16 protein-coding genes and 1 pseudogene are annotated in these 22509 nt (G+C 45.7%); 8 read left to right on the top strand and 9 right to left on the bottom strand.

The window, feature by feature from the left end; genetic code table 11:
• Positions 1-574 (top strand): annotated as a pseudogene (locus AB4154_RS12180) (IS110 family transposase); the annotation flags it as partial.
• A gap of 381 nt (positions 575-955) precedes the next feature.
• Here AB4154_RS12180 and AB4154_RS12175 read toward each other — a convergent pair.
• The 3 genes from AB4154_RS12175 to AB4154_RS12165 form a co-directional block, all read right to left on the bottom strand.
• Complete coding sequence (locus AB4154_RS12175) at positions 956-1687, bottom strand: hypothetical protein (protein ID WP_372123153.1); 732 nt, start codon at positions 1685-1687, stop codon at positions 956-958.
• Positions 1688-1836: 149 nt separating this feature from the next.
• Complete coding sequence (locus AB4154_RS12170; RefSeq protein ID WP_139151624.1) at positions 1837-2436, bottom strand: hypothetical protein; 600 nt, start codon at positions 2434-2436, stop codon at positions 1837-1839.
• Between the two features lie 340 nt (positions 2437-2776).
• The gene (locus AB4154_RS12165; RefSeq protein WP_372123151.1) at positions 2777-5374 is read right to left on the bottom strand and encodes a molybdopterin oxidoreductase family protein; all 2598 of its coding nucleotides are present in this window, start codon (positions 5372-5374) and stop codon (positions 2777-2779) included.
• Positions 5375-5858: 484 nt separating this feature from the next.
• Here AB4154_RS12165 and nirB point away from each other — a divergent pair, with 484 nt between their 5' ends.
• The 4 genes from nirB to AB4154_RS12145 all read left to right on the top strand — a co-directional run bounded on the left by nirB (position 5859) and on the right by AB4154_RS12145 (position 12442).
• Positions 5859-8441: a nitrite reductase large subunit NirB gene (gene nirB, locus AB4154_RS12160; protein ID WP_372123149.1), complete on the top strand. Its 2583-nt coding sequence runs from the start codon at positions 5859-5861 to the stop codon at positions 8439-8441.
• An 85-nt stretch (positions 8442-8526) separates the two neighbouring features.
• Positions 8527-8871: a nitrite reductase small subunit NirD gene (gene nirD, locus AB4154_RS12155; RefSeq protein ID WP_012600889.1), complete on the top strand. Its 345-nt coding sequence runs from the start codon at positions 8527-8529 to the stop codon at positions 8869-8871.
• Between the two features lie 143 nt (positions 8872-9014).
• The gene (locus AB4154_RS12150) at positions 9015-10484 is read left to right on the top strand and encodes a NarK family nitrate/nitrite MFS transporter (RefSeq protein ID WP_017060867.1); all 1470 of its coding nucleotides are present in this window, start codon (positions 9015-9017) and stop codon (positions 10482-10484) included.
• A 167-nt stretch (positions 10485-10651) separates the two neighbouring features.
• Positions 10652-12442 (top strand): bifunctional protein-serine/threonine kinase/phosphatase, encoded by a 1791-nt coding sequence (locus tag AB4154_RS12145; RefSeq protein ID WP_017067038.1) that lies wholly within the window; start codon positions 10652-10654, stop codon positions 12440-12442.
• 33 nt (positions 12443-12475) lie between these two features.
• Here AB4154_RS12145 and cra read toward each other — a convergent pair whose 3' ends face one another.
• Positions 12476-13480: a catabolite repressor/activator gene (cra, locus tag AB4154_RS12140; RefSeq protein ID WP_372103216.1), complete on the bottom strand. Its 1005-nt coding sequence runs from the start codon at positions 13478-13480 to the stop codon at positions 12476-12478.
• 363 nt (positions 13481-13843) lie between these two features.
• On the opposite strand from cra, the gene fruB reads away from it, so the two are divergent.
• Genes fruB through fruA form a run of 3 tightly spaced genes read left to right on the top strand, consistent with a single transcriptional unit; the run spans position 13844 to position 17722 of the window.
• A complete protein-coding gene (fruB, locus tag AB4154_RS12135; protein ID WP_048608700.1) occupies positions 13844-14977 on the top strand; it encodes a fused PTS fructose transporter subunit IIA/HPr protein in 1134 nt (377 codons plus the stop codon).
• 9 nt (positions 14978-14986) lie between these two features.
• A complete protein-coding gene (gene pfkB, locus AB4154_RS12130) occupies positions 14987-15964 on the top strand; it encodes a 1-phosphofructokinase (protein WP_065584602.1) in 978 nt (325 codons plus the stop codon).
• A 15-nt stretch (positions 15965-15979) separates the two neighbouring features.
• Entirely contained in the window at positions 15980-17722 is a 1743-nt protein-coding gene (gene fruA, locus AB4154_RS12125) for a PTS fructose transporter subunit IIBC (RefSeq protein ID WP_371724824.1), read from the top strand.
• Positions 17723-17887: 165 nt separating this feature from the next.
• On the opposite strand, the gene AB4154_RS12120 is transcribed toward fruA, so the two are convergent.
• From AB4154_RS12120 to yghU, 5 genes are all read right to left on the bottom strand, one after another.
• Complete coding sequence (locus AB4154_RS12120) at positions 17888-18211, bottom strand: DOPA 4,5-dioxygenase family protein (protein WP_017060873.1); 324 nt, start codon at positions 18209-18211, stop codon at positions 17888-17890.
• A gap of 166 nt (positions 18212-18377) precedes the next feature.
• Positions 18378-19175 (bottom strand): metal ABC transporter permease, encoded by a 798-nt coding sequence (locus AB4154_RS12115; RefSeq protein ID WP_372123157.1) that lies wholly within the window; start codon positions 19173-19175, stop codon positions 18378-18380.
• A gap of 2 nt (positions 19176-19177) precedes the next feature.
• On the bottom strand, positions 19178-20083 hold the full coding sequence (locus AB4154_RS12110; RefSeq protein WP_372123147.1) for a metal ABC transporter solute-binding protein, Zn/Mn family: 906 nt from the start codon (positions 20081-20083) through the stop codon (positions 19178-19180).
• Between the two features lie 16 nt (positions 20084-20099).
• The gene (locus AB4154_RS12105; protein WP_102479061.1) at positions 20100-21236 is read right to left on the bottom strand and encodes a hypothetical protein; all 1137 of its coding nucleotides are present in this window, start codon (positions 21234-21236) and stop codon (positions 20100-20102) included.
• 330 nt (positions 21237-21566) lie between these two features.
• Positions 21567-22424, bottom strand: coding sequence for a glutathione-dependent disulfide-bond oxidoreductase (gene yghU, locus AB4154_RS12100; RefSeq protein WP_017067033.1), 858 nt, complete (start codon positions 22422-22424; stop codon positions 21567-21569).
• Between the last annotated feature and the right edge of the window lie 85 nt (positions 22425-22509).

The raw sequence follows: 22509 nt of genomic DNA, 5'->3' as shown, positions 1-22509 counted from the left end.
AGTTCGGGTTGATCATTCCCGTTGGTCGCTCTTCATTGATGAAACAGATTCCCTTAATGCTCGAAGATGCAGAAAATGAACTACCACATCTCGCAAGAACGGTGATTGCCGATGCTTATCACCACCTTGGAGAGTTGAATCAACGTATCGCCGATACTGAACAAGTCTTCGACTCTTTTGCTAAGGTCAGCGCTAATGTTCAACGAGTGATGAAAGTTCGAGGTATTGGGCCGCAAACCGCTACTGCGATACTTGCTTCGATAGGCAATGGTTCTCAATTTGATAAAAGCCGTAATTTCTCTGCTTGGCTAGGACTCGTACCAAAGCAATATTCCACAGGAGGAAAACCTCGCTTAGGCCGAATGATAAATACTTACGAACACTATTAGTTCATGGCGCAAGGACCGTGATTGCCAACCTTGGCGACAAGCAAGATAAGTTAAGTCAGTGGTGTCGCGGCGTTCTAGAACGAAGAGGAATGAACCGAGCAATAGTGGCACTGGCCGCGAAGAACGCACGAATTATATGGTCGCTTTTACACAATCAAACAGAATATGAAAACTATGCTGCTTAAGTAGAAACCTAAGCAGCATAGAGAGTTAAACCCACCGGGTCATTGCAGACGCTAATGATGGAGATAGGTTAAGACCACTTGCGGAGAGCCTGTTAATGCGGCGGACACACTAGATGTCATCTAACGAATAAGGCACCGCAGTCGCGCAAAGTCATCAGGGCCACGACGTATGCGAATCGTCGATAAGTAGGCCGAATGTAGAGCGGCAGTCCAAAACCCATCAACATAAGTTTAGCGGATTTTTGACAACCGGGGGAATCCATGTAGCCGCGTTAAGTAGTGAGCAACGCCCCCACGAAACCTAACCATACCACCATAAACACAAAACCCAACGATGGAATAAAAAATGCCATGCGTTGGGAATCTGTCTTAAACGCTTTGTTAGTTTTTTTGTTGGTCAGGCTTTGTTTTAGGCTTTGCTTGATAGAACGCAATAGGATCTTCACTAGAACCACAACAACGAACGAACAAATGTAAAGATAAAGGAGAAGGAGTAAGAATTACGGTTCCATTCTCAGGATGGAAACCACCTCCGCCTAAATCACCAAAAAGACCCAAATTTGTTAAATGGTCTAATTCTCGATCTAGTCGGTGAATATCTTTACAACCAGAAATTTCAAAAATAACATCTTTTTCTAGTATTAGATCATCAGCTTGAATGTAGCCTTGTGAAGATACGTACTTACTCGCAGTTAAACACGAATATTCAATTATTTTTACTTGTATAGCAGTTAGTTGACTAACTAGATTAATAAAAATGTGGTTACTATCATCTGGTTCTTTACCCAATGACGACGAAAGCAAACCAGCCCAAACAGCCTGAAGCTCCGGTGTGTCAGCAAAAGAGCCATTCTCCATAATTTTCCAAGCAAGAAGTGGATGGACTGCCTTACCGTCGAAGCCACCATTCTTAAGAGCTAACTCCTCTGCCTTAGACTCAATTTTAGCGGCATTATTAGCTCTCCAAACTTTCACTTTATCTTGAAAATATAGTCCTAGCTCCTCTGCAACGGGCATGCAAATTTTGCCTAAAAATGCACCAACGCCATCCACGCTTTTTTCTGCCGCTCTAGCTACTGGTTTTATACCTAATAAATCTTTATCTTGTTCCATATTGCCTCTTAAAACTGTAGCCCAATTAAGGGGTGAGCAACGCTACCACCCAACCTAAAGCATTGTGCCATAAACACTAAAATTGAAGTAGAAGCAAAAATGCCAAGCGTTGGGAATCCCTCTTAAATTGTTTGTTAACTGTATTGTTGCTACGTGATGCCCTGTATTTTTGACAAGGTCTCTCGAAACTTATGGCCAAATGAAGAAACAACAGCTTCCACAGTAGACATGTCGTCATCAAGCATCAAACCACCCTCAACACGGACTAAATCGGTACCAATTAGGGACTCTAAAAGAAGGTACTCATGGTCTCCACTAACAAAATCTAAGAGGTCGTCGATGAACTGTTTAGAGATGACATCGCAGCCTCTGCGAAACTCAGACTGAGAAATATGTTCACCGATGTATGCAGCAAACCAATTTGCAAGCAGGTGACATTTTTCTAGGTCGTTCATATTATCAACAGCTAACATTACCGCTTGTCCAACACGCTCCTTTTCTCTGGAGTTATCCAGAAAAAAGTTAGTGAACTCAGCACGCTCTGTAATACCGGTTTGATTGAGAGAATCTAGAAACTTAGTAACTTTTGCGTTAAACATGGAGTTCTTAAGCTCTTCTTTTGCTGCCATAAGTTTAAAAGCTGTCCCTACCACGGGTATATCTTTGACCCATTCACTTTCAACAAATTGATCAGCTATGGATTCTGAGTTTTCCAGCATCACTTCAACCAAGTTTCTATTTTTCTTCACTGTCACCTCAAATTCAATTAATACAGTTAACAGCTATATTAGACAGAATAATTCTTCATTTTGTCCCTGAAACAATTCTGTCTAGTAATCTAAACAGTTCAGGCTCTGTCTAATAACCCATTTAATAACATCATCTTACCTACTTATCTTTGTATCAAACATGACGAAAAGCAGAAATTTTCCATATAGTTTCGGCAAAATGCAGAAAACTCCCCAATATGTGAGTGAACCGCAATTCAGACTATGAGTTGTCATAACTTAAGAGTCGTGTTCTCAAACAAAAACGCCGACATGATAGTCGGCGTTTACGCTATAGATATGGAAGAATGAGAGGTAGTAACTACTTCGCCATGGTACTCAAAAACTCGGCTTCGAACTCTTCATCGGCTTCTCGGGTTAGGCACTCCACCAACCATTCGATGCTTTGATGGTCAAGCTTACTGTTCACCACGAAGGCTTGCTTTACACCAGACTGACCCAGCTTGGCGGAGCCGTAGTTCTTGAATGATTTGTTGCCGTGGTAATGGAGTGATTTGATCGCCTCCGCGTTGGGTTCTGGTAAGGCATCGAGTGTGTTGGCCAGTTGAATCACCAGCTCCATTGGGTTCTTAGATGATGAGATGCGATACAGAAAACCGCCCTCCACTCTTTGGCGTACCCAGTAATCAAAGCCGCTGCAATCCATCACCTTGTCACTGACCAGTGCCGCTTCACTGCGATAACCACACGGCTCAACTACTACAGGTGTATGTTTGAACTCTGGTTGGCCTGATGCAGCATCGGTATGAGGCAAGATCAAGTCACACGGTTTGCTGTCTTTGGCAGTCGGTGCATTCCAATGGATAGGCATGAAAACTTGTTCACGGCGCATTTCTTTGGTTACTACTAAGCGGGCTTGGCATTTGCCTTGTGCGCTGCGCACTTTCACCACTGGATTAATAGTGGAGTGGTTGAAGGCATCTAGCCCAAATTCATCTAAGCCAAGCTCTGCAACCGTATCTGGATGCATGGCGACAAAGGGTTCTGGTGTGTGTTCACCTAAACCTGCAGCCAAGCCCGTTCGGCTCATGGTGTGCCATTGGTCTCGGATTCGGCCTGTGTTCATGATAAGCGGGAATTCAAGGCTGGTATCGGCAATCGGTTTATCGTGCTCAACTGCAATAAACTGTGCTTTGCCTGATTCAGTAAAGAACACGCCATTGGTGAACATGCGCTGCTCAATGATCTCTGGTTGATACTCTAATACTGGCCATTGCTGTGGAGTGAGTTCGCCATAGCCCTTCTCATCCAGTTGCGTGAGTCCAATTAAGCATAAGTCACGGGCTTTGCCTGTTTCATTGCCGAGCGCTGTCATCTCGCAATATTCTTTGAAGATCTCACCTTCGTGGCGGAACTCGAATTGCTCTTTGAATCCCATTTTTTGTGCGACTTCTTTTAATATCCACCAATCAGGTTTGGCTTCCCCTGGGCTTGGTAATATACGGCGTTGGCGTGAGATTCGACGCTCAGAGTTGGTTACGGTACCCGATTTCTCACTCCACCCTTGTGCGGGCAGCACCACATCGGCCAAGCGAGTGGTTTCAGTATCGGCAATACAGTCCGACACCACCACAAATGGGCACTTCTCTAATGCCGCTTTGATCTTTTCGCTATCAGGCAGGCTTACGACTGGGTTGGTTGCCATGATCCACACGGCTTTGATTTTGCCTTCATTCATGGCATCAAACAGGTCAATCGCTTTTAAACCCGCATGTGTGGCTAAGCTGTCGGTTTGCCAGAACTCACTGACGGTTTGGTGTGATTGCGGGTCACCAAATTCAAAGTGCGCCGCTAAGGTATTGGCTAAACCGCCCACTTCTCGGCCACCCATTGCGTTCGGCTGGCCCGTTACAGAGAATGGCCCCATACCCGGCTTACCGATTTTTCCGGTGGCTAAATGGCAGTTAATAATGGCGTTTACCTTGTCGCACCCTTGTGTCGATTGGTTCACGCCTTGAGAGTAAATGGTCAGCACCTTCTCGTTCGATGCAAACAAGCTGTAGAACTGTTTTAGCTGCTGCTCTGTTAACCCTGTAAGCTCAGGAACACTTTTGTCGCCCCAGCCTGATTCGGTATAACCTGACTCTGTATAACGGTAGTGAGTCGCAGATCGAATCGATTCAGTAAAGCCTTGGGTGTGGTTTTCTATGTAGTCTGCATCTAGCTTGTCGTTATCATCGAGGTAACCCAATAAACCATTGAACAATGCGACGTCTGATCCTGATTCCAATGCCAAGTGAATGTCTGCGATTTCACAAGTGTCGGTATAACGCGGGTCTATGACGATGACTTTCAATGCAGGGTTGGCTTGTTTCGCGGCTCTTAATCTTTGGAAAAGTACCGGGTGACACCATGCTAAGTTGGAACCTGTAATCACGACGAGTTCGGCTTGCTCGAGATCTTCGTAGCAAACCGGTACTGTGTCTGCGCCAAATGCTCGCTTATGCCCGACCACGGTTGAAGCCATACACAACCTAGAGTTACTGTCGATGTTGCCACTACCAATGAAGCCTTTCATCAGTTTATTGGCAACATAATAGTCTTCGGTAAGCAGCTGACCAGATACATAGAACGCAACCGAATCGGCCCCATATTCTTCGATGGTTTGATTGAATTTGTCTGCGACCAACTGAGTGGCACTGTTCCAATCCAGCTGTTGTTTTTGCTCATTCTGAATATGAGCAGGCTGTGTAAGACGACCTAAAGGCGTGACGGTGTCGCCGAGCGCAATCCCTTTAGTACATAGCTTTCCATAGTTTGATGGATGATCTTTATCACCACGTACTTCTAGTTTCCCTAGCGATGTCGGTCTCGCTTCTATTCCACACCCTACACCACAATAAGCACAGGTCGATTTTATCCAGCCGCTGTTTGAATCGGTCATCCGCTTCTCGCTCAATTATCCATAATTGTAATAACTGAAACCAAGCAAATAGCACGCCACTTAACACCACCCGACCAAATTGAAATATTGTCATTTAAAAACAACAACTTAATTAAATGTAAAATATCAAAGCTGAACAAAATTGAACTTAACCAAGATAGAAACTTAATTTTTGCACCATCTTGCAGAAAGTTGCACCACAAACGCTCATTTATATAAATCTAACAAAAATTTTACATACCACTTTAGGGGTAATTGCGTGCCACCCTAAATTTTTAAAGCATTGAAATATATAAGTTAAATTTTATTTAAATGAACAACTCGTAATCTGGCACCCTCCTTGCTCCACTAGAAACCAAGACTTAGAAAAAACATTTTTGTTTTTCTTGATGATTATGAATTGAGTGGAATCTCAACCCGGTATTCATCTGCTAACGACTAGAAATTAGATGCTAGTGATGGTGATGGTGATGGTGATGCCGAGAATAAGGAATGGATTATGAGCAAGAAGAAAATCGTCGTTGTTGGTAACGGCATGGTTGGACACAAATTTATCGACAACATCCTGCAATCAGACAGTGATGAGTTTGATGTGATTACTTTTAGTGAAGAACCAAGGCTGGCCTACGACCGTGTTCAGCTGACGGCTTACTTTAATGGTAAAAGCGCTGATGACCTGTCATTGACCAGTGAAGAATATTACCAAAGCAACGGCGTGAACTACTTGTTGAATCAGAAGGTTGCCAAGCTAGACACCGCCAATCAACAAGTCATCACTGAAAGTGGTCACGTTGAAAGTTACGACAAGCTAATCTTGGCGACCGGCTCATTCCCTTTTGTTCCCCCTATTCCCGGTAACGACCAAGAACACTGCCACGTTTATCGCACCATCGAAGATTTAGACGCTATTGAGCTCTCAAGTAAAGGCAGCAAATCGGGCGTGGTGATTGGTGGTGGACTGCTGGGTTTAGAAGCCGCAAACGCCGTCAAAAACCTTGGTTTGGAAACTCATGTGGTTGAATTCGCGCCTCGCCTAATGGCCGTACAATTAGATGACGGTGGCGGTGCGCTACTGCGCAGAAAGATTGAAGACCTTGGGGTGCAGGTTCACACCGAGAAAGCGACCTCTGAAATAGTCGACGGAGAAAACGCTCGCTACCGTATGAACTTTGCAGACGGCACCCACCTTGAAACCGATATGATCGTGTTCTCTGCGGGTATTCGCCCTCAAGATGCCTTAGCTCGCAGCTCTGATATCGCCATTGGTGAACGTGGCGGCATTGTGATTAACGATCACTGCCAAACCAACATCGACAACGTGTATGCGATTGGTGAATGTGCCCTTTGGGACAACAAGATCTTCGGCTTAGTCGCCCCTGGCTATTCAATGGCGAAAATCGCGGCTGCGCATATCTTATCGGACGGAACGAGCGACGCTTCATTTACTGGTGCAGACATGAGCACCAAACTCAAATTACTGGGTGTTGATGTGGCCAGTATTGGTGAAGTACACGGCAAGACGGAAGGCGCTCAATCGTATACTTATAACGATGAAATTGAACAAGTTTATAAACGCTTGATCATCTCGGCTGACGGCACGAAAATTGTCGGTGCCGTATTGGTCGGTGATGCAGAAGCCTACGGTTCGCTACTGCAAATCAAGCAAAATGATATGCCCCTTCCTGAAAACCCATCAGTGCTAATTTTACCTAACGTGGCCGATGATTCTGGCTCTGCAATGGGTGTTGAAGCTCTGCCTGATAGCGCTGTGATCTGTTCATGTTTTGATGTGACCAAAGGCGATATTAAAGAGGCCGTTTCAGCTGGCTGCACCACGATGGCTGCATTGAAAGAAACCACGAATGCTTCAACAGGTTGTGGCGGTTGTTCTGCCCTTGCGAAACAGGTTCTCGATAGCGAGCTAAGTAACCTAGGTGTGGAAGTCTCTAACGATATCTGTGAGCACTTTGCTTATTCTCGCCAAGAGCTTACCGACATCATTCGCGTCAACAAAATCAAGACCTTCGACGAGCTGTTAGATTCTCACGGCAACGGATTGGGCTGTACTGTGTGTAAACCGGCTGTCGGTTCGATTCTGGCTTCCTACTGGAACGATTACATCCTTGAAGATCAACATATCGAGCTGCAAGACACCAATGACATCTACCTTGGCAACATGCAAAAAGACGGCACTTACTCGGTAGTTCCGCGTATTGCTGGCGGTGAAATCACTCCCGATAAATTGATTGTTTTAGGCGAAGTCGCTAAAGAGTTCGACCTGTACACCAAAATCACGGGCGGTCAGCGTGTCGACTTGTTTGGCGCACAGCTTAACGAACTGCCTATCATCTGGAAAAAGCTGATTGATGCAGGTTTTGAAACGGGCCACGCCTACGGTAAATCGGTTCGTACCGTGAAATCTTGTGTCGGTAGCACTTGGTGTCGATACGGTGTCGACGACAGTGTTGGCTTAGCGATTCGACTTGAGAACCGCTACAAAGGCCTGCGTTCACCACACAAGATCAAGTTTGCGGTTTCTGGCTGTACTCGTGAATGTGCAGAAGCCCAATCAAAAGATTTTGGCATTATCGCCACCGACAAAGGTTGGAACCTCTACATCTGTGGTAACGGCGGTATGCGCCCTCGCCATGGTGACCTTTTCGCTACCGACCTTGATGAAACCACACTCCTTAAATACATCGACCGCGTTTTGATGTTCTACACACGTACCGCAGACCGCTTACAGCGTACATCGGTATGGATGGAGAACCTTGAAGGCGGCATCGAATACCTCAAGCAAGTCGTGATTGAAGACAAGCTCAACGTTGCTGAAGAACTTGAGGCCGATATCGCCCTCAACATCGAAAAATACCAGTGTGAGTGGAAAACCACCATCGAAAACCCTGAAAAGATGAAACGCTTCCAGCACTACATCAACAGCGAAGAAATGGACACTAGCCTGTCATTCATCAAAGAACGAGAGCAGCGTTTTCCTAAGCCGAGCTTGAGCTCTTCTTCCGATTCAAAACGCGATGAAAAGCTCGCTAAAGCAGACCAAATCGAAGTGACTGAGGTTTCATAAATTTCATCAGGTTCATCAGGTTCATCAGGTTCATCAGGTTCATCAATAAAAAAATAAAAACTCAATTTTAGACTAGGAGAAAGTCATGGAAAATTGGACAACCGTATGCAGCACCAGCGATCTAACCCCAAACGGGGGAATTTGCGCCAAAGTAGACGATAACCAAGTGGCTATTTTTTACTGCAAGCGCAGCGACACGCTTTATGGGCTCTCTAATTACGACCCTATCGGCAAGGCGAATGTGATGTCACGTGGTATAATTGGTTCATTAAGCGGAGAACCTTACGTGGCCTCACCCTTATACAAGCAGCATTACCACTTAGAAACTGGCGAATGTCTTGAACAGCCTGAGCTCAAGCTCGTGAAATTTGAAGTTCGCAAGCAAGGAGAACAAGTTCAAGTTCTCGCACCACTTGCTATCGCCAGTTAACTAAACCGCCGACACCATCATGCAAACGCTTATTGGCGTGCGCAATTTCGGCACAGGGTTTATGCACATTAAAAGCGTTCTAAGTTCGGAAGTAACGCAGGTGCACAAACCGGGTAATTTTCCAGATTTAAAGGATTTAAACCATGGATAACACTAAATTTTCGCTGCTTTCATTTACGGGTAAGATGAAGGTCTTACACCTAAGCTGGATGGCCTTTTTCATTACCTTTGTTGTGTGGTTCAACTTTGCCCCACTACTGCAAATGGTAAAAACTACGCTTGGTCTTTCTACTGAAGAGATCAAAACCCTCCTGATCCTCAACGTTGCATTGACCATTCCGGCACGTGTCGCAATAGGCATGCTAACCGATAGATACGGCCCAAGGTTGGTTTACTCTTCGCTACTCGCGGTCTGTTCTATCCCTTGTTTCATGTTTGCTCTGGCAGACTCTTTCATTCAAGCAGCAATCGCTCGTTTCCTACTGGGCTTCATTGGTGCAGGTTTCGTTGTCGGTATTCGTCTTGTGTCTGAATGGTTCCCACACAACGAACTGGGTACTGCAGAAGGTATTTACGGCGGCTGGGGTAACTTCGGTTCAGCAGCAGCGGCGTTCACACTTCCAACTCTCGCTCTAGCGTTTGGTGGTGAAGACGGCTGGCGTTATGCGGTCGGTATTACCGGCGTAATGAGCTTAGCGTTCTCGTTTATCTTCTACAAAAACGTGTCAGATACACCAAAAGGTTCGACTTACTTCAAGCCTGCTCAAGTAACAGCAATGGAAGTGACATCAAAGGGTGACTTTTTCTTCCTACTTATTATGAAGATCCCTATGTATGCCGCTTTAGCGCTACTGACTTGGAAGCTATCACCAAGCAACATCAACATGTTGTCTGACATGGCGGTTTACTCTGTGTATGCAGGTTTAGCAGCACTTTACGTGTACGAAGTGTCGCAAGTTTGGAAAGTAAACAAGAACGTATTTAAAGAAGAAGTGCCTGAGATTCACCAGTACAAGTTCAAGCAAGTAGCGGTACTTAACGTATTGTACTTCGCAACATTTGGTTCTGAACTGGCTGTGGTTTCTATGCTGCCACTGTTCTTCTCTGAAACCTTTGAATTAACACCGGTTCTTGCAGGTATGGTTGCATCGGCTTATGCCTTTATGAACCTAATGTCTCGCCCAGGTGGTGGTTGGATTTCAGATAAATTCGGTCGTAAACCAACACTGCTTATTCTAACGATTGGTCTTGCTGTGGGTTACTTCGCAATGGGTCAAGTCGACAGCACATGGCCTGTATGGCTAGCGGTTGTTGCGGCGATGGCGTGTTCTTTCTTCGTGCAAGCGGGTGAAGGTGCGGTATTCGCAACGGTTCCTCTAATCAAGCGTCGTATGACAGGTCAAATTGCAGGTATGACGGGCGCTTACGGTAACGTGGGTGCAGTAGTTTACCTAACTGTGTTGTCATTCGTGAGCTACCAAACCTTCTTCTTAGTGATTGCTGCAACAGCGGTACTTGGCTTTGTGACTCTACTGTTCATGGAAGAGCCTAACGGTCAAATCGCCGAAGTAAACGACGATGGCAGTGTCACGCTGATTAATGTTTCAAGCTAGGTCTGTACTATGAAGCATTGATATTATTGAATCGGGAGAAGCACCTTAGCGGATACATCAATGCTAGGTGCTTCGTTCAAAGGCTCTAAGTTCACTAGGGCTTTTGTTCTTCCTAGGATGTTCTGTCAAGGAAGCGGGAAGAAGAGCAGTTAAGAAGAAGACCAGTTATGACAATTTCATTCAGCCAAGGGCAAGTCATCACGCCAGAATCCAACAACCAGTTAACGCTTAAGTTTGGTGGTTATTCGAATCAAGGCGTACGAGATGAAAACCAAGATGCCATCATTGTAAAACACCCAAAAACTCGCGCAGAGCAAGAGTTGAAAGGCAGTGTTGCCTGCATAGCAGACGGCGCAAGTTGCAGTGAACACGGCCAGAAAGCCAGTCACACCAGCGTGATGCAGTTTATCGACGACTATTACGCAACTCCCCAAAGCTGGAGCATCCAACGTTCGGCGCAAAAGGTCTTAACGTCCCTCAATTCTTGGCTCTTCAACACGTCTGTTTCTAATATTCATCCCGCACAACAAGTGAACCACAATGCCCTCGTTTCGACGTTCAGCAGCGTGATACTCAAATCAAACACCGCGCATATCTTCCACGTGGGCGACAGCCGTATCTACTTACTAAGAGATGGAGAATTACGCCAACTGACCCGCGACCACACGCGTAAAAATATGGGACAGAAGCATTATCTAACACGCGCCTTAGGCATGGACAACCAACTCAACGTTGACTATCAAACCCTGCCTATCAAGAAAAACGACTGCTTTATCCTGACATCTGATGGCGTGCACGAGTTTGTATCTCCCAACACCTTCAAAGAACACATCGATAAACCCGGAGCGGATTTCGAATACGCAGCGCAAACCATCTGTAACACCGCTTTAAGCCACAATAGCTCAGACAACGTGAGCTGCTTGATTGTGCAAGTCAGCCATCTGCCTAAACCTTCGCTGATTGAATTCCATGAGAAGCTGGCTAAACGGGCAATCCCACCCGCTTTAAAGCTCGGGCAAAGTATCGACAACTTCATGGTACTTGAGGTGTTGTATGCAGGTTCAAGAAGCCATGTGTATCGTGTGATGCAGAAAGAGACACAAACCGAGTTCGTGCTGAAAGTCCCTTCCGTTCAATATCACGATAGCCCTTCGCAACTCAGAGCTTTCTTTAATGAACAATGGGCGGGGATCTTGTTAAAAAACAAGAGAGTAATGAAGGTTTACCCGACGCCAGAGAACTCGCAATTCTTATACCAAATCTGCGAATGGGTAGAAGGTATCACCTTAAGACAATGGATGTACGACAACCCAAAACCGTCACTCAATGAAGTGCGCGACATATTAGAAAAGATCACTCAAGGCATTCGAGTATTACAACGTGCAGACATGGTGCACCGAGACTTAAAGCCCGAGAACATCATGATTCAACGTGATGGTGAGGTAAAAATCATCGACCTTGGTGCGGTATTAGTGAGAGGCCTTGAAGAGGGAGAGCTCACTGACAAGGACGACACACCATTAGGCGCGGTCAATTACATTGCACCCGAGACCATCAAGCACAACAGCGCGACCACCAGCTCTGATCTGTTCTCTATCGCTGTAATCGGCTATGAGATGCTAACCGGTGAATTACCCTACTCTGAAATGACCGCACAATCGCTTAAGCAATCTCGTCACCATCAATGGGAATACCAACCCATCACACAGAAACGAGCTGACTTACCAAGCTGGGTGGATTTGGTATTACAAAAAGCCTGCGCGGAATCACCAAGCGAACGTCATCAAGTGTTGGGGGATTTTGTGGCAGACCTTTACACACCAAACCAAAGCTTGGTGAAAAGCAAAGCCAAGCAACCTTTGATAAACCGAAACCCGATCCAGTTTTGGAAAGTGTTGGCTTTGTTGCTCGGCATTGTTGCGGTCGTAGAACTGGGGTTATTGTTAAACCCAAGCTAGATACGTTTACGAATTAGCCTAATATAACCGCGTTTAGCCTCGTTTCACTAAGCTTCTTGGCACAAGTTCAATGCCAGCTTGGTAACGCTTAGCCGATGCATTCAGCGCCAAAGCAAAAGCGCTGTCGGCAATTACTTCAAACTGCTGAGGCAGTGAATGGACTTTAAAAGGCAAGAAGTCGAGCAGTCGGTTATCACCAAAGGTTGCCAGTTTTACTTGATTAATCAGCTCTGGCTTTTCAACCATCACATCCAACACACCCTCTAACAAAGTGTAAGACATAGTCACAATCGCATCAGGCACCGTGCCTTTAGCTATCCAGTCTTCAAAAACCTCGCGCCCTGATTCTCTATCAAAGTGTTCTCCATAACCCACTACCATCGGCTTGTTTTCTGCTAGCCTTGTTTGTTGAGTATGTGCTTTATTCGCCGCTTCAAAACCCAACTGACGTTCACGTGAAATGTTCAGATCAGGCAGTGCACCAATCAAACCAACACTGTGAATACTGTCATCAAGGATTGAATGCGTCAGTTCAAATGCAGCCTCAAAATCTTCACTGATCACGCAGGCAAAGTGCTCATCATCTAAAGGACGGTCTATCGCGATGACTGGCGTACCTGAGTTTTGTAGCTTCAAGTAAAACTCATTAGCGTCTGCCATTGAGCTCGCCACCAGCAAGGCATCAATACGACGGCTTACCAAGGCTTCAGCGACCTTTCGCTCGGTTTCAGCGTCATCATCTGAGCAACCAATCAAAATCTGATAGCCCACTTTACGTGAGTTCTGCTCTATCAATTTTGCTAAACGCGCGTAACTGCTGTTTTCCAGATCAGGAATAATCAAACCAAATGAACGGCTATTACCAGCGCGCAGCGAGGAAGCAGCATGGTCTGGTCGGTAGTTATACTCTTCCACCACTGCCATCACTTTCTGCTGTGTCTTTTCACTGATTCTGTATTTCTGCGCCTTGCCATTGATCACATAACTGGCTGTCGTTTTCGATACACCGGCTAGTTTGGCAATCTCATCTAGTGTCATATGGGTGACCTGTATTTTGTGCGTAGGATCATATAACCAATCTTCTGATCCTTGGATTAGTTGAATTATATGCTGAATCGATTCAGTATAAAAGCTGAAAGGATTCAGCAAAATCTGAAAAGTGACTTCAATCATCCTTTTGAATGGATTGAGCGTCATTTGTCGTGATTCAGCTTCTTGTTGTTAACGAAACTGGAATTACGACACGCAGCAAAACTATTTTGAAAACCAAAATCGGCTTTGCTGAATTTTTTTACACTGAATGCTGAACCGATTCAGCAAGCATAAAGCAGCGGGCAAATATTGCTCTAGACTGAATCGTAGCGATACACAAATTCTCAAGCGATACGCTAAAGAGGCACCATGCTTAAATTATCAAAATCTGACATCACTCTAGGCCAAACTGCCGAAGACAAATTCAAAGCAATCCAAAACATTGCTGGCGACCTGACAGCTAAAGGTTTAGTTGACTCTGGTTACGTTGAAGGAATGCTGAACCGTGAAAACCAGAACTCTACGTTCCTAGGTAACGGCATCGCGATTCCTCACGGAACGACGGATACTCGTGGCCTAGTAAAAGAGACAGGCGTTGCGGTACATCACTTCCCTGAAGGTATTGATTGGGCAGACGGCAACCGTGTTTACGTAGCAATTGGTATTGCAGCGAAATCTGACGAGCACTTAGGCATTCTTAAGCAACTAACAAAGGTTCTAGCGGCAGACGGTGTTGAAGAGAAATTAAAGCAAGCTAAATCAGAAGACGAAATCATCGCCCTACTTAACGGCGAAGTTCAGCTAGAAGCCGACCTAGACGCTTCTTTAGTTCAGCTACTGTTCCCTGCGAGCGACATGATTCAAATGTCTGCCGTTGCGGGTGGCCTACTTAAGAACACAGGTTGCACAGACAACGCATTCGTTGCTGACCTAGTAACAAAAACACCAACTCACCTAGGCCAAGGCCTGTGGTTGTTGGGCAGCGACAAAGGCGTAACACGCACTGGCGTATCTTTCGTTTCAACAGCGAACCATTGTGAATACGAAGGCACACCAGTGAAAGCATTAGTCGCATTCGCAGCTTGTAACAGCGCGCACCAATCTATTCTGGCAAACCTAAGCAAGATGGTTTTCGAAGGTAAACAGCAACAACTGTTAACAGCTGACGCAGCGCAAGTGATTGGCCTTCTGAAAGGTGAAGCGGTTTCTACAGCGTCTCAAGACGATGACAACTGCGCAGTATTCAAAATCAAAAACGCACACGGCCTGCACGCTCGTCCGGGCGCAATGCTAGTCGCTGAAGCGAAGAAGTTTGAATCAACAATCCGCGTGTCAAACCTAGATGGCGACGGAAAAGAAGTGAACGCGAAGAGCTTGATGAAAGTGATCGCTCTTGGCGTTAAACACGGCCACCAGCTTCAGTTTGTTGCTGAAGGTGAAGACGCAGCACAAGCACTTGAATCGATTGGCAAAGCTATCGCTTCAGGCCTTGGCGAAGGTTAAGGAGTCGATATGTCTGATAAACAAATCAAAGCCGTTACTGTAACGCTTAACCCTGCTCTAGACCTGACAGGTGCTATCGACGCACTTAACGTGGGTTCAGTGAGCCTAGTAAACAAAGGCTCTTTGCACGCAGCGGGCAAAGGCGTAAACGTCGCAAAAGTTCTTTCAGAGCTTGGCGCGAAAGTGACCGTAACAGGTTTCCTTGGTCGCAATAACGAAGAAGCGTTCTGCCAACTGTTTGAACAGATGGGCGCAGCTGACCGCTTCATCCGTGTTGATGGCGCAACTCGCATTAACGTGAAATTGGTAGAGAATTCAGGCCAAGTAAGCGACATCAACTTCCCAGGTGTTCCTGTTGACGCTGACGCGATTAAAGCGTTCGAAGAAACCCTATTAGAACTTGCTGAAACGCACGATTACTTCGTCATTGCTGGCAGCTTGCCACAAGGCATCTCTCCTGAGCTTTGCGCTTCTTGGGTTCAACGCTTACACGATTTAGGTAAGAAGGTTCTATTTGATAGCAGCCGTGACGCACTTAAAGCCGGTATCAATGCACAACCATGGTTAATCAAACCAAACGATGAAGAGCTGTCTCAGCTGTTCAATGCAGAGCTGACAACTCGTGACCAATGCCAACACGCGGGCCAAGCCCTAAATGAAAAAGGTATTGAGAACATCGTGGTGTCACTTGGCGCAGAAGGCGTGATGTGGCTTAACCAAGGTGAATGGTTACATGCTCAACCGCCGCGTATGCAAGTAGTGAGCACAGTAGGCGCAGGCGACACCTTAGTTGCTGGCCTATGTTGGGGTCACATGCAACAGATGCCGAAACCAGAACTTATTAAATTCGCAACCGCCCTATCTGCTCTAGCAGTTTCACAGGTAGGCGTGGGCATCACCAGCCAACAAGAGCTGGATTCAGTACTACAAAATATCCAATTACAGTCGCTTAGTGCTCCAACTAGCCAGTTAGACACAAGCAAATAGGACAAAAGGTTTATTATGAATATTACCATTATCACAGCTTGCCCTAGTGGCGTAGCAAACAGCATCATCGCAGCAGGCTTGTTAGAGCAAGCGACAAAAGCACTGGGTTGGAACGCCGCTATTGAATGTCAATCAAGCGTGTTACCTGATTCAACCGTATCGCAAGACGCTATCGACAGCAGCGACGTTGTGGTTATCGCAGCCAACACCAACGTTGATAAAGCGCGCTTTGTCGACAAGAAAGTATACCAAGCGGCTATCTCTGAATGCACTGCTGATGCAAAAGCATTCCTAGAGAAAGCGGTAGCAGAAGCAACAGTATTAGACGCTTCACAAGTTGAAAGCGCTGTTGAAGTGACTGGTACGTCACCTGCTACAGGTAGCAAAAAGATCGTAGCGATTACGGCTTGCCCAACGGGTGTTGCACATACCTTTATGGCCGCTGAAGCGCTTGAAGCTGAAGGCAAACGCCTAGGTCACCAAATCAAAGTAGAAACTCGCGGCTCTGTAGGTGCAAAAAACCAACTGACAGACCAAGAAATCGCAGACGCTGATCTAGTTATCATCGCAGCAGATATCGATGTTCCTCTGGATCGTTTTAACGGCAAAGCGCTATACAAAACCACAACAAGCCCTGCTTTGAAGAAAACAAAGCAAGAGATGGAAAAAGCATTCGCAGAAGCTAAACCATACCAACACACTGCTTCTTCAAATTCAGCACCTGCTGACGAGAAGAAAGGCGTGTACAAGCACCTAATGACGGGTGTTTCTCACATGCTTCCAGTGGTAGTTGCAGGTGGTTTGATCATTGCTCTTTCTTTCGTATTCGGTATCGAAGCGTTTAAAGAAGAAGGCACGCTGGCCGCTGCACTGATGACTATCGGTGGTGGCTCTGCATTCGCTCTGATGATTCCTGTTCTTGCTGGTTTCATTGCATTCTCAATTGCTGACCGTCCGGGTCTGGCTCCAGGTCTAATCGGCGGTATGCTGGCTAGCTCAACGGGCGCAGGTTTCCTAGGTGGTATCGCAGCAGGTTTCATTGCAGGTTACGCAGCGAAATTCATTGCCGACAAGGTTCAACTTCCACAATCCATGGAAGCCCTCAAGCCAATCCTGATCATTCCGTTTATCGCGAGTTTGTTCACTGGTCTTGTGATGGTTTACATCGTGGGTGGCCCTGTTTCTGGCGTGATGAGCGCAATGACAACTTTCCTAAACAACATGGGAACGTCTAATGCGATTCTTCTGGGTGTGATTCTAGGCGCAATGATGTGTTTCGACCTTGGTGGTCCAGTAAACAAAGCAGCTTACACATTCGGTGTTGGTCTATTGGCTTCGCAAACTTACGCACCAATGGCAGCAATCATGGCAGCAGGTATGGTTCCAGCTCTAGGTATGGGCCTTGCGACTTTCCTAGTGAAAGACAAGTTTGAAGCAGGCGAGCGTGAAGCAGGTAAAGCATCATTCGTTCTTGGCCTATGTTTCATCTCTGAAGGTGCAATCCCATTCGCAGCGAAAGATCCAATGCGTGTTATCCCAGCTTGTATGGCAGGTGGTGCACTAACAGGTGCTCTATCAATGATGTTTGGTGCACAGCTAATGGCTCCACACGGCGGTCTATTCGTACTACTGATTCCTGGCGCTATCTCTCCAGTACTTATGTACCTAGTAGCGATTGCAGCAGGTACGCTAGTAACAGGCTTTGGCTACGCAGCACTTAAAAAGATGAGCGGCTCTAAAGTAACGGCAGAGGCTTAATCCCCCTACTCTGGTTAACGGTTCAGCCCGATAACCAGAGGCTCTTGATAACCGGTTTCTTGGTAAAACGGCTCCTTAAAACAAAGGCTCCTCATTTGAGGAGCCTTTTTATTGTTCATGTATTTTCCGGTCGGAATGAGTTAAGTGCAATATTGGTATATTTGATTAGCTAGTAAGCGTTTCTTCAAAGACACCCAATTCACGACCAAGCCAGATCGCTCGTACTGTGTGATCCAAAGTTTCTTCACCGCCAGTTACAGGGTGAATAAGCACCGACATATCACCGCGTTCTTGCTCAAGCCATTCAACAATGCCCGACTCTTTGTTCGCAAAGTGAATCTCAAACATTGGCATCTTATGTGGACCAACCAAACGCTGTATTAATGGGAAAACCTCTAATACATCTTTACGTTCCGCTAAAATTTTCTGACGCAGTGTTTCTGCTTGCTCTGCAAATCGCAGAGGGAAATAGATATGACCGTGGTACATGGCACCATCCTTTAGAATTATGATGTCTCGATTTTATACCTAAACCGCCTTTAATAGCTAAATCTAAATATAATATGCCAGCGCTATCGGTTCTAAACAGAGAAAGCGCCATGGTCTTGTTAACGTCAGGTTCGTTGCCTCCAAGTTAAACCTTAGAGGCCTTTTCCTAACCACAAGCTCGTGTCGAACTATCGGTACAAGTGCTTCTAATCAACTTCATCACAATATTAAACATCACCCCCACCAAAAACAGCGTGATGACAATGCTGGCGCCACTTGGCAAATCGTAATAAGCCGACACCGCTAAGCCCGATAAAATACCGACAGTGCCAATCCCAATACTCGCGATAAAGAAGCGAACGCCTTTATACGCAGCTGCACATAACGCAGGTATCACCAGTAACGCAAACTCCAAATATATCCCAGTCAGCTTTACGGTGATCGGCATCAAAATAGCGAAGATAAGATAAAAGCCACTTCCCTGCATAAATTCAGGCTTTACGCTAATCAACACCAACATCGCGGTCGTGATTATTGCCAATGGCCAGACATCATCCCAGGTAGACCACAATAGCTGCCCGTTGAGAATGCCTTGAATAAAATCGGCGCCATGAGGATCTTTGCTGACCAATAGAATCGCTAATGAAGCCGATACCACAAACAAACTTCCTATCATTGGTTCTAAGTGTTGTTTGTAACGCTTTTCCATGAGTGCAATTAATCCACAAAGCAGTAATGACATAACCCACGGGCCAATCATCTCTGCAATCCAAGAGCCGCTAAACAGTGCATATCGGCTCAACCAATACTGACTCAAGGCAGCGCCAAGGGCAGCCACTTGCGCGACAGCTAGATCAATAAAGATGATCTGGCGCTTGAGGACTTGCTCCCCAAGCACGATGTTCCCGACTAATGCAATTAATCCACACAATACCGCAGGTACCAGCCAGCCATATTCAATCAACATTACGATCTCGTTGATGTGTCTGGGTTAACGAGCGTTCTCAGCAACTCATCAATGACTTGATCGTACATTTGATCAAGGCTCTGACCTTCTGCAACCGTCAATGGTAGCTGTATAGTAGGTTTGTTGATTTGCTGGTTAAGCCAATTAGCAGGCCGCTGGTCTTGGTGTGATGAATACACAATCGCATCAAACGAAGCTGGATCCAATTTGGTCAATGACTGTAAATGTGAGGTAGTCGGTGATATCCCAGGCTTAGGTTCTAAATCAGCAATTTGCGCCATATCTAACCAGTCAAAGAGGTAACGATATGTAGCATGATACCCGACCACTTTTTTACCTTGTAACGGCTCTGCTTTCGTTTCCCACTCTGCCAATTTATTACGCCAGTTGGCACGAAACTTCATACCATTCCGCATGTAGATATGTGCATTGTCAGGATCAACCAGTTGTAAACGCTTGGTGACTTCTCTCGAGATAGGAATCATATACTCAGCAGCAAACTGAACATGTGGGTTTCCGTGAGCGTGGATATCTCCCATGCTTCGATCGACATGGTCATGGGTATCAAGCATACCTACCATATCGCTCGCGTATAACATGGTTGACGCACTATCTTGCACTGCAGGGTTACCGCTACGTACTTGCAACATTGGCAGCCAGCCTACTTCTAATTCAGACCCTGAACACATCGCCATATCGGCTTGACGCATTTTGGCAATAAGTGATGGTCTTGCTTGAACATAGTGCGGGTCTTGCTTAGCCGTAGTCGCCGAGTAGATATTGGCATCAGGAGCGTGACTGTGGACAAGTGCTTGCCATTCAGGCTCACACACGAAGATGTTCAACGCCATCGCAGGCGAAGATACAATTATCGATGAGGATACAATGGCAACACCCGTTGCCATTGTAAGTCGGAGTTTCCTAGAATGCATGAGCACCGTGCGCCCCAAAGGTCATCACATACTGAAGGGTAAATACGTTGTCTGTCTCTTTACTTTGGTTTTCAACGCGAGAGTATTGCGCTCTAACTGTACCAAAATGAGATGAATCCCAAGCGATCATTGCATCTGCTTCTTTGTCGTTCATTGCAGTAAAGTGCATGTGGTCACCATGTGCGTGTCCATCGTAGCTTTCTGCTTCACCGTAACGCAGGCCCGCAGACCAGCTAGGGCTAAATCGGTAAACTCCCGATACATAATAGCCTGCTAGAGTATCTGGTGATTCCGCGTCATTTTTGTACTTATCATCAACGATGCCGTCTAACAGCATGTACTCAGCTGCAAGCGTGAAGTTTTGGTATTTGTAGTTACCGTTCGGAGCCCACTTCCATACAAAATCAGCACCGTATAAGTTTGAGCCCGTTACCGCCGCGCCGTGGCTATGATCGTGGTCATGGTCGTGCCCGTGATCATGGTCTCCAAACTCACGTACTTTACCGTTTTCATTTCGTAAGTAGCTCAAACCAAACTGCCAGCTTGATGACTCTGAAAAGTCGTCACCCAGCTTAAGAGTTGTAGTGTAAACACCAACATCAGAGCCATCATCAACAGACGACATCTTGCTACCACTTAGCGCTTCAATACCGAACTTCACATATAGGTCTGTAGGTAGAACGATGTTCGCACGAACACCATCATCGTAATAATGAGAGCCTAAGAATGTGCGGTAAGCAGCAGGACGCTCAACAAAACTATCAGTATGCATATGTTGGTTATTCAGGTAACCAAAGTCTGATAGGAAACGACCACCTCGAATACTTAAACCGTAAGGCATCGTCAGTGTTTCAATGAAAGCTTCTTCGAGCAGTAATTCAGTCTCATCATCGTGAGTTTCAATAACCGTAGTCAAAGAGCCATAAAACTTGTCATCGATATTCGCAGACATGTTGAGTTCGGTATGGCCAAGACCAAAGCCTTCATCACGCTCCGAGTTATTACGTTGACCGTCTTGATAATAACCATCAAGAACAACGCCAATTTGAGGGTTTGACAACGTGTCGGCAAAAACAGGGGAAACGAGAATGCTACCAACCGCTAGAGAAACCAATTTTTTATTCACAACTTTTTCCTTTTTAAAATACATCACCAATCAACTTATTGTTATGTTATAACATTTCAATAAATAATTAATCGTTGAGATGTAACAAAATATGAAATCACTATAGTAACAAGGCATAAAGATGAATAAAAACCTCTAGTAATCAAAGGTATAAAAAACAATTAGCAGTGCGAATGATAGTGTGAAGGAGAGTCGTAACGGTATTTATCGAAAGGCTGATATAGAAAGGAAAGAAAAGGTTGATTAGATGAAACAAAAAATAGAGTTTGATTTAACGTTGACCGCTAAAACAAACTCTATGAATGTGGTGTCGACTATCGCTTTAAAGTACTACGGGCGTAGCTTCAAAACTCGGTCAATGTCTTCCGCAGAATGGCGCTCTGGTACTTGCTCCCACTCTTCGCCAAATGAACGGTTAACCACTCGGCCTCGTTGGAAACCTTCGCGCGCTTCTAGTTGCTTCGCCCAGCGCACAACGTTGGTGTAAGACTCAACCTGTAGGAACTCAGCAGCATCGTATATTTTGCCCAGCACAAGGTTGCCATACCATGGCCAGATCGCGATATCAGCGATGCTTAGCTCTTCACCTGCCACAAATGTGCTATTTGCGAGTTGTTTGTCTAACACGTCTAGTTGACGCTTAGCTTCCATCGCAAAGCGGTTAATTGGGTACTCTTGCTTTTCATCAGCGTAAGCATAGAAATGGCCAAAGCCTCCGCCTAGGAATGGGGCAGAACCTTGTGCCCAGAACAACCAGTTAATGGTTTGTGTTCTTGCTGCCCCTTTTTTTGGTAAGAAGTGACCAAATTTTTCTGCTAGATGCATCAAGATAGATGCCGATTCGAATACATTCACGTCTTCGTCACCAGACTTGTCGACAAGTGCTGGTATTTTGGAGTTTGGATTCACGCCAACAAAGCCAGAAGAGAACTGATCAGCCTCACCAATGTTGATCAAGTACGCATCATATTCAGCTTCTTTAACACCCGCCGCTAACAACTCTTCCAGCAAGATAGTGACTTTTTGACCGTTAGGTGTGCCAAGAGAATACAATTGAAAAGCATGGTCACCAACAGGAAGCTCTTTATCAAAGCGAGCTCCAGATTCAGGACTATTGATGTTTGCCCACTTGTTACCACCAGCAGTATCGTTAACCCAAACTTTTGGCGGAGTGTATTGTTCTGACATGATATTTCCTTATTAATATAGGGTCTCACAAACTGATATTAGGTCACATGCCTGCGGTTAAAACCCCTGAATATGATTTATTTTC

Source organism: Vibrio sp. 10N.286.51.B11 (genome assembly GCF_041469245.1).
Taxonomy (GTDB): domain Bacteria; phylum Pseudomonadota; class Gammaproteobacteria; order Enterobacterales; family Vibrionaceae; genus Vibrio; species Vibrio crassostreae_C.
The sequence above is the reverse complement of the archived record's forward strand: the minus strand, read 5'-3'. Positions and strand labels throughout refer to the sequence as shown.

What these genes read in the sequence shown, in the direction of transcription:
- AB4154_RS12175 (WP_372123153.1), bottom strand. Translation starts at nt 1,687, where the DNA reads ATGGAACAAGATAAAGATTTATTAGGTATAAAACCAGTAGCTAGAGCG.
- nirB (WP_372123149.1), top strand. Translation starts at nt 5,859, where the DNA reads ATGAGCAAGAAGAAAATCGTCGTTGTTGGTAACGGCATGGTTGGACAC.
- nirD (WP_012600889.1), top strand. Translation starts at nt 8,527, where the DNA reads ATGGAAAATTGGACAACCGTATGCAGCACCAGCGATCTAACCCCAAAC.
- AB4154_RS12150 (WP_017060867.1), top strand. Translation starts at nt 9,015, where the DNA reads ATGGATAACACTAAATTTTCGCTGCTTTCATTTACGGGTAAGATGAAG.
- AB4154_RS12145 (WP_017067038.1), top strand. Translation starts at nt 10,652, where the DNA reads ATGACAATTTCATTCAGCCAAGGGCAAGTCATCACGCCAGAATCCAAC.
- cra (WP_372103216.1), bottom strand. Translation starts at nt 13,480, where the DNA reads ATGACACTAGATGAGATTGCCAAACTAGCCGGTGTATCGAAAACGACA.
- fruB (WP_048608700.1), top strand. Translation starts at nt 13,844, where the DNA reads ATGCTTAAATTATCAAAATCTGACATCACTCTAGGCCAAACTGCCGAA.
- pfkB (WP_065584602.1), top strand. Translation starts at nt 14,987, where the DNA reads ATGTCTGATAAACAAATCAAAGCCGTTACTGTAACGCTTAACCCTGCT.
- fruA (WP_371724824.1), top strand. Translation starts at nt 15,980, where the DNA reads ATGAATATTACCATTATCACAGCTTGCCCTAGTGGCGTAGCAAACAGC.
- AB4154_RS12120 (WP_017060873.1), bottom strand. Translation starts at nt 18,211, where the DNA reads ATGTACCACGGTCATATCTATTTCCCTCTGCGATTTGCAGAGCAAGCA.
- AB4154_RS12110 (WP_372123147.1), bottom strand. Translation starts at nt 20,083, where the DNA reads ATGGCAACGGGTGTTGCCATTGTATCCTCATCGATAATTGTATCTTCG.
- yghU (WP_017067033.1), bottom strand. Translation starts at nt 22,424, where the DNA reads ATGTCAGAACAATACACTCCGCCAAAAGTTTGGGTTAACGATACTGCT.